An 11,797-nucleotide genomic window follows, 5' to 3' on the forward strand; every position below is an offset into this window, starting at 1 on the left:
TCTGCTTCCCAGAGGGCCATCGAACTATCGCACCGGACCAAATCAAGTTCTTCATGGTGGATACAATATACAAGGGGATTCAAAGCATAGTCCCCGCTCCCTCCCCCGCAACCGGGGGAGGATTGGGGAGGGGGTACCATGTCGCCAACGCCAGGATTCCCTACCAGACCGCCCCCGTCGTTTGAGTGCCGCTTTGGAATGACCGTGCGCAACATCAGTTCCGTAATAAACATTTAAGCAATTCCTGTGCCCTTATTTGGACCGGCTTCGCTTTTTACGGCCTGCCAAATCATCCATTTCCCGCTGCAAGGCTTGCTCTGTCAGTATTCTGGAACGACGCTGCAAATTATCACGAACCTTTTGGATGCCTTTATGGCGGCAATAGGCTTCCTGCCAATGCTGCCGGGCGGCGGCAAATTCTTGCCGCAATTGGGACAATTTTTCTTCTTGCGCCTTTATCCCACTACCCAGTTTTGCCAAAAAAGCCTGATACTCTTTTATCTGTAAACCGCTGACGAGTCGATTTTGCTGATGAAACTGGGCGGCATACTGTTCTCGGAAGCGCTGTAATTCCTGAAGTTGGTGCTGGGCGGCCTGAATTTTTCCAGACAGCTCATTTAAAACCTTGGCGGCGGCGGATTCTTTCCCGGCGGTAAATTCCTCTACTGGTTTTAAACGTTTCAGCCGTTTCATGGATTATTGGAAAACAACCGCTCCAAGCCACTGATACTTTCTTCCAGCGTTACCGCTTCATGCATGTTTTGCTGCAAAAAATCCGTAATTTTGGGGTGATTCCCAATGGCCTCGTCAATTTTCGGATCGGAACCGGCCTGATAGGCACCCAAGGTAATCAGATCCCGGTTGCGCTGATACAGGGAAAACTGTTTTTTAAGCTGGCGGGCGGCTTCTATATGAGACTGGGAACAAATATCCGCCATTACCCGGCTGATGGATGCCTCAATGTCAATCGCCGGATAATGGCCGGCCTCGGCCAGTTCCCGCGACAAGACAATATGACCATCCAATACGCCCCGGGCGGCGTCGGCGATGGGGTCGTTGGTATCATCGCCTTCCGCAAGCACCGTGTAAAAAGCGGTAATGGAACCGGTGCCCACTTCGCCACAGCCGGCCCGCTCCACCAGTCGCGGCAGCTTTGCAAACACCGATGGCGGATAACCCTTGGTGGCGGGTGGTTCATCAATGGCCAGGGCGATTTCACGCTGGGCCTGGGCATAGCGGGTCAAAGAGTCCATCAGTAGTAATACATCCTTGCCCTGATCCCGGAAATACTCGGCAATGGAAGTGGCCATCAACGCACCGTGCATGCGCATCAGAGGCGGCTGGTCGGCAGGCGTGGCCACTACCACAGCCTTGGATAGCCCCTTAGGCCCCAGAATCTTCTGGACGAAATCGTTCACCTCCCGGCCCCGTTCTCCAATCAACCCGACCACCACTACATCGGCGGAAGTAAAACGGGTCATCATTCCCAACAACACGCTTTTGCCCACGCCCGTGCCGGCAAACAAGCCCAATCTCTGCCCCCGACCTACGGTCAGCAAGGCATTTATCGCCCTGACACCCACATCCAAGGGCTCGGCGACAGGTTGTCGCAACAATGGATTCAGGGGTTTACCCTGTAAGGGTTGGACTGTTTCAAATTGCAGCGGCCCCTTGCCATCCAACGGGTGACCTGCGCCATCCAGCACCCGTCCCAGCAAACCAGCACCTACTCGGGCCACACTGGGTTGACCACTTGGGATTACCCGGCAGTTGGGTTCAAGACCGTAAATATCCCCTACCGGCATCAAATAGAGTTGCTCGCCGGCAAAACCCACTACTTCTGCTTCAATCCGTTCCCGGTAAGCGGTCTCCACCCAGCAACGTCCGCCCACGGGGGCCTGGCATCCTACTGCTTCCAGGGTCAACCCCACCATCCGTGACAATTTGCCTTCCACCACCAATGAAGGAGGATTGGACAATCTTTGCTGATAAGGTTTGAGCCGCTTTATCCACTGCTGGGAACGGTCAAACTCGGGCACCGTGCTCATTTAGATTTTCCTTGATCCGCGCCCCGGTCTCCACCCAGAGCGGTGGCAATCACTGCCGCCAATCTGGTCTCAACCGTCGCGTCAATCCGTGACACATCGGTTTCAATCTTGCAGCCTCCGCGGCTGATTAAAGGCTCTTCCACAATCTTCCAGGGCACGGAAATCTCATCTAAGTGCAGGGCCGAGCGTACCAGCTCCGCATCTTCTGGATGCATGGTCAATGTGGCTTTGCGCTGGGTTACCGGCAGCAGCGCCAAAGTCTCTCGGACCACAGCAATAATCTGACCGGGATCGGTCTTTAATTCCCTGCGGACAAGTTGCCTGGCAACCGTCATCGCCAGCGTAACCAGCTCCTGTTCCACCTGCTCATCCAGTTGCCGCAGCGGTTCGCTTAGCAGGCTCAGAATGTTATCCAAGTGAACGGCTTTCTCTTTCAGCTCCGCCATGGCTTCGGTTTTGCCTTCTGAGAAGCCTTGTTCCTTGCCTTCCCGATACCCCTGTTGAAATCCCTTGTCATACCCTTCTTTGTACCCTTCCTGGTTACCCTTATCGAACCCTTCTTTGTAGCCAGCTTCATGACCGGCCTTGGCGGCTTCAGCATAGGCTTCCTTCTGGACTTCTTCCAGCGCTTCAGCGGTAACCACGGCGGTAGGTTCCGGTTCCACTTCGGCTGGTTCGGCAACGCCTCCGCTTAGGTCACGCTGCAAAGCTTGTACGAAAGAATTTTCGGTGGCCATTTCAGGCGGTGTCCAGGTCGCCACACTTTGCAATTCCTCGCTGGAAAATTTTTCCTTAGATGAGCTCATCACCGCCACCGCCTAAGGCAATCTCACCCGCATCCGCCAAGCGCCGGGCAATGGAAAGAATTTCCTTTTGCGCCGCTTCCACCTCGCTCAACTTCGCAGGAGGCGCTGCTTCCAGGTCATCGCGAAGCATTTCCGCCGCCCGCCGCGACATATTGTTGAAGAATTTTTCCTTCAAGGCTTCATCCGCGCCTCGCAAGGCTAATAATAGGGAGTCGGTGGACACTTCGCGCAGGAGCGTTTGGATACTCCGGTCATCCAGTTGCACCAGATCATCAAAGACAAACATTTTGTCTTGAATCAATTGAGCAATATCAGGCGACCTCTCTTCCAGGGTTTCCATCACCCCAACTTCCACACTGCTGTCCACCATATTGAGAATTTCAGCGGCTTTTTCAATGCCGCCAATGTTGGAGGATTTCAAATTACTGTTACCTGTCAATTGCCGTTCCATAATCGCATCAAGCTCCTTCAGAGCATCCGGTTGCACTGCCTCCAGGGTTGCAATGCGCATGACTATGTCTCCCCGCATGTTTTCCGGCAACATACCAAGCACGGCAGATGCTTGCGGAGGATCGAGCAAGGATAAAATGATGGCGATAATCTGAGGATGTTCGAGCCGGATAAGCTCGGTAATCGCTCTGGGCTCCATCCATTTAAGTTGCTCAATGCCGCGGCTATTACGGCTGAGGAAAATACGGTCGATGACGGAACTGGCTTTGTCTTCGCCCAATGCGGCTGTCAGCACATTGCGCAGATAATCATCGGAATTGAGGCCAATGGCGGTTTGATTGCTGATATGTTGCAGGAACGTCTCAATCACCTCTTCAACCGTCTCGGTCTGAATGTTCTTGACATCGGCCATGGCCATTCCCAACAGCTGGACTTCCTTGGGCTCCAAATATTGAAGGATTTTTGCCGCCGGTTCCTGACCCACCGCCAGCAACAACAGTCCAGCCCGATCAATTCCTGTCAGCTCCTCATCCATTAGCGGGCTCCTCGGCTATCCAGTTTTTGATGACTTGCACCACCCGATCAGGTTCTTCTTCAATCATCTGGCGTACGAAGGCCAGACGTTTTTCGTAACTTTGGGGGCCTTCCAACATCAGCAATTCTTCACTTTGTTGTTCCAAAGACAAGGGTTCGCCGTCTTCTCCTACCGCTGCTTCACCTTCAATCTCCTCACCTTCTTCGCTGTCTTGTTCTTCTTCGGCTTCCAATTCTGGCGGTTTTGGCGGCATTAGCGAACGCACCAGGGGCCGCAAAATGAAGAAGATCAGCAGCAACACCACCAACAGGGCCGCAACCTGCTTGCCTATACGCCATACCCACGCTTGTTGCCATATAGGAAGCGGTGGAATCGAAATCTCCTGCACGCCCCGGAAAGCCATATTGGTCACTGTGACCTGATCCCCGCGGGTGGCATCGTAACCCACGGCTTGCTTTACCAGCGCGGTCAGGTCATTCAGTTCTTCCGGGGTATAGGGCCGGGAAACCACGGAACCGTCTTCTTGCACCACCTCGATATTGTCCACCGCAACGGCAACGGTGAGCCGCCGGATATCACCGACGGACTGGCGGATATGGCTGAGGGTTCGATCCAGCTCATAATTGCGGACAAGTTTTTTCTGGGTTTGGGTAGGCGATCCGTTTTCTTCATTGCCGCCACCGGTAGCGGTTTCCGGTGCCTTGCCCGCCGCTGGCGGCTGATTGGTCAACGCTCCGGGCACCCCTTGGGCGCGTTCCAGGCTTTCTTTTCGTTCTTCTTGTTGTTCGCTGCGAAGTGCTGGCAGATCCGGATTGTAGAGCTCTTCGGTACGTTCGACCGCGGTAAAGTCAATGTCCGCGGAAACCTGGGCCCGCAGCGAGTCTGGCCCAGTCACTGGCCCCAGTAATGACTCAATCCGCTGGACCAGACTGTCCTCTACCCGTTTTTTGTATTCAAATTGTTTCTCCGTCAGGGACTGATCCTCGCTTTCCTTGTCAGGCGAATTGAGCAGGTGCCCCAACTGATCCACCACGGTCACCCGCTCGGGTTCCAATCTGGGGACACTGGACGCCACTAAATGAACGATGGCCTTGACTTGACCCGGAGTGAGCTCGTATCCCGGCATCAACTGTACTAATACCGAAGCGCTGGGGGGCTTGCGTTGCCTGACAAAAACCGATTGCTTGGGTTGCGCCAGATGTACCCGGGCGGCCTTCACCCCTTCCAGCGTCATCACCGAGCGGGCGATTTCTCCCTCCAGCGCCCGTTGAAAGCGGGCTTTTTCCATGGTACGGCTGGTACCAAAACCGGCATCTTTATCCAGAATTTCATAGCCATTTTCCTCCTTTTTAGGCAACCCCTGGGCAGCCAGACGCAAGCGCAGTTCGTGAACTTCTTCCGCAGGCACCAATATCGAACCACGGCGCGTATCTACTTTGTAGTCCGCTTTGAGCTTGTCCAAAGCATCAAGCACTTGCCCAGCCTGGTTTTCGCTCAAATCAAGAAATAGGGGCTTATATTCCGGCGCATTAGCCCACAACATGACGGCAATTCCTAAAGCCAAGGCAAAAGCCAAAGCCCCCAGCACGCCAAACCGCTTTCCCCAGGACATTTCCTGCCAGACGGTTAGCACCTGAATTTCAGCAGGCCGATCTTCTGCCTGGGATTCCGCTGCTGCCAAGGTCTGATTTTCGGCGGGCACCAATTGGGTATTTTGGTCTGCTTCTGGATTATTTTGTGTTTCCGCAAGTTCCATGAATTAAAGTCGCCTTGAGAATTGGCTTGTTAGTTGTGAAGGATTATTCAAGTTAACCTCTGTATCTGTCAGAACCACATCATCTAAACCCGTGAAGGATTGATTGAAGGGGCGGAAATAAATGACGTAGCCCTGCTACATTTGCATATTCATAATGTCTTTATAGGCCTCCACCAGCTTATTGCGCACCTGCACCATCGCCTGGAAAGAAACACTGGCTTTCTGCAACGACACCATGACTTCCGCCAAACTGGCCTCCGATTCGCCGGCTTCAAATGCCTTGGCCAGATTACCCGCCTGCTTTTGGGTTTCGTTCACTGTCTCGATGGAATTTTTGAGCAAATCAGCAAAATCCGTCGTGGGCGCCTCTCCCTCTGGTTTTTGCTTGATTTGCCCCTGGAGTACCCGCATTTGGGCGAGTACTTCATTTACATCCATTTGGCTCATTGCTATTCCCCGTCAAAAAATCGTTACCGCCTAAATTTTATGCATTTTCCATACCAGTTCCTCTTAAAAAACCCCAAAACCGAATCCCGCCCTAACCAGGCACGGCAATCCCGGCTTCGCGCATCTTGGCAATTTTGTAACGGAGCGTCCGGGGGCTTATGCCTAAACGCTTGGCCGTTGATTGCCGGCTGCCATTTTCCTCCTTCAGGGTTGTCAAGATAATTCTCTCCTCCACGCTACGCACCCCTTCTTCCAGTCTGGCTGGCATTTTTGACGGTTTTTCGTCTATTTCCGGCAAACAATCCACCTGGGTCTCCTCTTCATCAAACAACAGATCGCTCGGGGTAATCCTTCCTTCACGGCACAAAATCAACGCCCGCTGAATCACGTTTTCCAATTCCCGCACATTGCCAGGCCAATGATAGGCAAGCAGTTTTTTCAAGGCGGCATCAGTCAATTGCGGCAAATTTTTGCCTCTACCATGCCGCTCCAACAGTACTTTTGCCAGGACCGGGATATCTTCCCGGCGTTTTCGAAGGGGCGGCAGATTCAAGGGAAACACATTGATCCGGTAATACAAGTCTTCGCGAAAATTGCCGGCGGCGACTTCTTCTTTCAAATTACGATTGGAAGTCGCCAAAATCCGCACATCCAAGGCATAGGTTTTGCGCCCACCCAATCGCTCCACTTCCCGTTCCTGGATGACGCGCAATAATTTCGCCTGAAGGGCGGGATTCATTTCCGAAATTTCATCCAGCAGCAACGTGCCGCCCTGGGCCATTTCAAATTTACCTGGCGTGGTTTGGCTGGCGCCGGTAAACGCGCCTTTCTCGTAGCCAAATAACTCCGCTTCCAGCATTTGGTCAGGGATGGCCGCGCAATTGATGGCCACAAACGGCCCCTGGCGGCGCGGTGACAATTGATGCAGATGGCGGGCGATGACCTCCTTGCCGGTTCCCGACTCGCCTAAAATCAACACTGTGGCATCGGTTTCCGCAACCCTCGCCGCCAGTTGATACACCTGGCGCATGGCGGGAGATTCAACCACATCAGGCCGCACCTGGGTGGATAGCGCCAGATAACGCTTTACCTGGTCTACCAGCAAATCAGCGGCAAACGGCTTGGCCAGATAATCGCAAGCACCCGCTTGAATCGCCTTGACCGCTTGCTCAATGGTGCCATAGGCGGTCATCAACAAAACGGGAAGATGGGGATAGTCCGCCTTTATCTTTTTCAACAAAGCCACGCCATCCATGGGGGACATTTTGATATCGCTGATGACCAGCTTTACGGTATGACTTTCCAGCCTGGCTAAAGCCTGGGTTCCGTCTGAAGCATGGATCAGCTGGTAACCCGCCAGGGACAGTGTGTCTTCCAGGGCTTCCCGCAACGCTGGATCGTCTTCGACAATCAGAATGTCATAAGCTGCCATTCACTCTATCTCCCTATATAAAAATAATTTCAAGACATCACCTCTGGTTCACCCCGCGATGCCGTCTCACGGCAATAACTGCCAGCGAAAGGGGTTTCCTCTAACGCAAGCGGCAAATGCACGTGAAAAGCAGTGCCTTGACCAGGCACCGATTCACACTGGATAAAACCGCCGTGGGCTTTGACGATGCTACTCACCACCGCCAACCCCAGTCCCGTGCCATTGGGGCGGGTAGTAAAAAAAGGCTCAAAAATTCTGTCTTTGGTCGCTTCATCCATCCCCGGCCCGTTATCCACCACACTGATGCAGATAGAATCGTCTGCCACCCGGCATCGCATCTCAATGTGGCCTTGCCCGGCAGTCGCCTGGACGGCATTGGTCAACAAGTTCAAAAAAACCCCCACCAGCGCCTCGGTATTCCCCTGAAATGTTATGGGTTGACCGGGATCGTTAAACTCAATCACCGTATTCGAGGCGGTAAATAGCGGTTGTGACACGTTTTTTATTTGTTGAATCAGCTCTTCAAGGCTCACCTGACTAGTCACGAACCGGCCTTCCCTGGCAAACACCAGCATGTCATTCACCTGACGTTCCAAATGATGAAGACGTTCGAGAATACGGGCGGTGAAGAGGCGCCGGCGCGTAGCGTCCAACTGCGCATTATCCAATTGAGAAGCGTAAAGAATTGCCGCCGACAAGGGGGTGCGGACCTGATGGGCCATGCTGGCCACCATTTCCCCCATGGCGGAAAGACGCTGGTGCTGATCGACCAAATTCTGTAACTTCCGCATTTCACTGACATCGGCCAATAGCAGAATCTGCCCTGGCTCATCCCCCAGGGAACGGGCAGAAAGACTGACGATCTTGCCGTTCTTGAGACGGCGCTGGTGGGGATTTTCCATGCCGGAAACAAAATTTCTGCTGGCAACTTCCGCCCACAGCTCCCCTATTAGCGGCTCTCCGAGCAGTTCAATCGCGGCGGGGTTACATTCTATGACCCGGCCACTGCCGCCCAGGACTATGACCCCACCAGGCAAGGCTTCAAGAAGCTGTTGCAGTTGATTAGCCAGCTTCTCTTTTTCCATCAGGGTTTGCAGCCGTGCGCTGCGGGCGGCGGCCAATTCCTCACTGAGGCGGGCCACTTGGTTTTCCAAGGCACGGTAAGAATAGGTCAGGGTTTGGGAGAGCTGATTAAATACCTCAAAGGCCTGTTTGAGGTTTTCGGGATTGTCTAGAGTCCTGGAATCGATCACCACCTGAATACCTTTCCATTGATTTTAAATGGAAAGTAGCAAAGGTGATGCCAAAAATTTACATCTGGTTTTTCAGTAACTTAGAGAAGACGCGTCAAGAATTTGCCACATCATCGCCACGCAATCCGTATTTGCGCAATTTTTCCACCAGCGTAGTCCGGCGCATTTTCAAACGTTTGGCGGCGTGAGCCGCCACCCCGTTACATTCGTCCAGGGCCCTTTGAATTAAATCCTTTTCCAAAGTGCTTAAGTGTTCCTTGAGGTCGAACTCCTCATTGGGCAATCCACGTTCTGGCGCTTGAGACATTGCAACAACGGGGTTTTTACTCACCGGAGCGACTTGCCGGTCAATCCCCGCACGGTGGAGGATCTTCTCCGGCAAATTCTGAACATCCACTACCCCATAGGGATACAACACCGCCAGGCGCTCAATCAGGTTAGCCAGCTCCCGGACATTGCCGGGCCAGTCGTAACGTTTCAATATTTCCAGCGCCGCCGCCGTCAGACGCACCGAACCGCGCTTTTCATTTTCAATCCGGGCAATCAGATCCGCGACCAAAGCCGGGATATCTTCGCTTCTTTCCCGCAAGGCAGGCATTTCAATGGGAAAAACGTTCAAGCGGTAATATAAATCTTCGCGAAAGCGGTTGGCCTTTATCTCTTCTTCCAGATCACGATGGGTGGCGGCGATCACCCGCACATCGCAATGAATGGTTTTGTTACTGCCCACCCGCTCAAAGCTGCGCTCTTGCAGAACGCGCAACAGTTTGACTTGCATGGCCATGGGCATGTCGCCAATTTCATCGAGGAACAAAGTGCCGCCCTCGGCCATTTCAAAGCGGCCCTGGCGAGCGCTCAGGGCACCGGTAAACGCTCCCTTCTCGTGACCGAACAATTCACTTTCCAAGAGTTCCGCCGGGATGGCGCCACAATTCAAAGGCACGAAGGGCTTGTTACGCCGGGGTGAATGGTAATGGAGGTTACGGGCAACGACTTCTTTCCCGGTACCGGATTCCCCCAAAATCAACACCGTTACCTCGGTCTTGGCCACCTGTTGGATTAATGTCCGGGTCCGTTGAATGGCAGGGCTTTCACCCGTCAAACTGCGGAATAATTCCAACGATCTGCCTTCCCGTTGTTGTTTGCGTTCGTTAAGGACCCGGTGAATCAATTCATTCAAAACCGAATAAGTCGTTGGCCACTCAACCACTGCCGAAATTTCAGCCTCTACCATCGAAGGTAATTCGCTGTTTTGGCCATGTGCGCTTAAGTACAGAATGGGGGTAGGGTCAAATTGATCCTTTAATCGGCGCACGCACTGAGCCAAGCCTTCGTCGACTTGCCCAAGAATGATGACCCGGAACGCTTTGCCACTTTCGAATACCCTTTTCATCTCTGAAGGGGGCACGGCCACAACCGCTATCTCACTAAATTCAAATGCGCCCCGAATTTGTTTCAAGAGCAATTCATCTTTCTCGATGAGAAGAATCGGGTGGTTTTCCATGGATTGGCTATAATGAAGAGAAATAAACGCCGTATAAAGTAAATCACTCCAAACTCAAGATGTCAAAATTTTGTCACCTTCTTCCCTTCACATTTAATTATTTAATTTTTAACGCTTTTCTCAAATCTTGCCATTAGTTTCACCGCCAAAGCACCACGGCATGGAGAAATTTCAATCACGGGCCACTTGACATCCCCTTCGTCAAGCCTTAGAAATCATGGTAATTCTAATAATAGGGAGCACCCCCCTTCGTTGAACGATATTCCGTTGAGCGTTTTATTCAGTGCCCTCGGCGTGCTGATTTTATTGTCTGCTTTTTTTTCCAGCTCGGAAACGGCGTTGATGGCGCTAAACCGTTACCGGCTGCAACACTTGGTCAAGCAAAAACACCGCAGCGCCATGCGCGCCCAAAAGCTGCTGGAACGGCCTGACCGGCTGATTGGCCTGATTCTGCTGGGCAATAATTTTGTTAATATTCTCGCTTCCTCCCTGGCCACGGTCATTGCCCTGCGTCTTTATGGAGAAGCTGGAATAGCCATCGCAGCGGGGGCTTTAACCCTGGTGATTCTGATATTTGCCGAGGTGGCGCCAAAAACCGTGGCAGCCACATACCCGGAGAAAGTGGCTTTTTTTGCGGTCTGGATCATCCCGCCTCTGCTGCGGCTGCTGTATCCCTTTGTCTGGCTGGTGAACCTGTTTGCCAATCTATTTCTCAGGCTGTTTGGTATAAAAATCAAGCGGCCTTCCGATACTTTACTTTCCACGGAAGAACTTAGGACCGTGGTTGCCGAGGCTGGAGCCAGGCTGCCGTTTCGTTACCATAATATGCTGCTGAGTATTCTCGATTTGGAAAGCGCCACGGTGGAAGACGTCATGGTGCCGCGTCATGAAATTGTCGGCATCAATCTGGACGATCCGATCGAAACCATTATCGAACAAATCAAAACCAGCCCCCATACCCGCCTGCCGGTTTACAAGAAAAGTATTGATAATGTCATAGGCGTTCTCCATATCCGGAAACTACTGCCTAATATCGCTACCCAAGCGTTGACCAAAGAGCGAATTCGCGAATCACTGGAAGAGATTTATTTTGTTCCTGAAAACACCCCTTTACATCAACTGTTGGCGGATTTCCGGCAAAAAAATAAACGTTTTGCCCTGGTGGTGGATGAGTACGGTGATGTATTAGGTTTGGTCACTATAGAAGATATCATGCAAGAGTTGGTGGGAGAATTGACTGTCGGTCCTGCCAGGGTTCAACAATTCCCCGATGGCAGCTTTCTGGTGGATGGCAGTATTTCCATTCGGGACCTGAATCGCATCACCGGTTGGAATCTGCCAACCAAAGGCCCCAAAACGCTCAATGGGCTGATTATGGAACACTTGGAAACCATACCCAGCCCCGGAACCAGCTTGAAACTCAACGGCTTTCGGGTGGAAATCATAGAAATGGATGGCAATGCGGTGAAAAAAGTAAAGTTTTTTCCCCTCAAGGAACATTAATTTAAAGAACCAATCCACAAAAAGCGTATTGACACCAATCCTATACTTTAATTTTGTATTTTC

10 protein-coding genes and 1 pseudogene are annotated in these 11,797 nt (G+C 52.3%); 1 reads left to right on the top strand and 10 read right to left on the bottom strand.

Going from position 1 to position 11,797, the window contains the following annotated elements; genetic code table 11:
- The 10 genes and pseudogenes from AXA67_06170 to AXA67_06215 form a co-directional block, all read right to left on the bottom strand.
- Positions 1-233 (bottom strand): annotated as a pseudogene (locus AXA67_06170) (hypothetical protein).
- Between the two features lie 19 nt (positions 234-252).
- Positions 253-693, bottom strand: a complete 441-nt coding sequence (locus AXA67_06175) for a hypothetical protein (protein ID KXJ41131.1) — start codon at positions 691-693, stop codon at positions 253-255.
- Positions 690-2,048 carry an EscN/YscN/HrcN family type III secretion system ATPase gene (gene fliI / locus AXA67_06180; GenBank protein KXJ41132.1) on the bottom strand — a complete coding sequence of 453 codons (1,359 nt, stop codon included), beginning with the start codon at positions 2,046-2,048 and terminating at the stop codon, positions 690-692. Before fliI ends, AXA67_06175 begins: the two co-directional genes overlap by 4 nt.
- Positions 2,045-2,854, bottom strand: coding sequence for a hypothetical protein (locus AXA67_06185; protein ID KXJ41133.1), 810 nt, complete (start codon positions 2,852-2,854; stop codon positions 2,045-2,047). Before AXA67_06185 ends, fliI begins: the two co-directional genes overlap by 4 nt.
- On the bottom strand, positions 2,841-3,839 hold the full coding sequence (locus AXA67_06190) for a flagellar motor switch protein FliG (protein KXJ41134.1): 999 nt from the start codon (positions 3,837-3,839) through the stop codon (positions 2,841-2,843). The genes AXA67_06185 and AXA67_06190 overlap by 14 nt, the downstream gene beginning before the upstream one ends.
- Positions 3,832-5,451: a hypothetical protein gene (locus tag AXA67_06195; GenBank protein KXJ41230.1), complete on the bottom strand. Its 1,620-nt coding sequence runs from the start codon at positions 5,449-5,451 to the stop codon at positions 3,832-3,834. Before AXA67_06195 ends, AXA67_06190 begins: the two co-directional genes overlap by 8 nt.
- A gap of 279 nt (positions 5,452-5,730) precedes the next feature.
- Entirely contained in the window at positions 5,731-6,042 is a 312-nt protein-coding gene (locus tag AXA67_06200) for a flagellar hook-basal body protein FliE (protein ID KXJ41135.1), read from the bottom strand.
- 91 nt (positions 6,043-6,133) lie between these two features.
- Positions 6,134-7,474, bottom strand: coding sequence for a Fis family transcriptional regulator (locus AXA67_06205; protein ID KXJ41136.1), 1,341 nt, complete (start codon positions 7,472-7,474; stop codon positions 6,134-6,136).
- Between the two features lie 29 nt (positions 7,475-7,503).
- Positions 7,504-8,730: a hypothetical protein gene (locus AXA67_06210; GenBank protein ID KXJ41137.1), complete on the bottom strand. Its 1,227-nt coding sequence runs from the start codon at positions 8,728-8,730 to the stop codon at positions 7,504-7,506.
- Between the two features lie 91 nt (positions 8,731-8,821).
- Positions 8,822-10,231, bottom strand: coding sequence for a hypothetical protein (locus AXA67_06215; GenBank protein ID KXJ41138.1), 1,410 nt, complete (start codon positions 10,229-10,231; stop codon positions 8,822-8,824).
- 252 nt (positions 10,232-10,483) lie between these two features.
- On the opposite strand from AXA67_06215, the gene AXA67_06220 reads away from it, so the two are divergent.
- Complete coding sequence (locus AXA67_06220) at positions 10,484-11,734, top strand: magnesium/cobalt efflux protein (GenBank protein ID KXJ41139.1); 1,251 nt, start codon at positions 10,484-10,486, stop codon at positions 11,732-11,734.
- The last annotated feature ends 63 nt before the right edge of the window (positions 11,735-11,797 follow it).

The organism is Methylothermaceae bacteria B42, from assembly GCA_001566965.1.
Taxonomy (GTDB): Bacteria; Pseudomonadota; Gammaproteobacteria; order Methylococcales; family Methylothermaceae; genus Methylohalobius.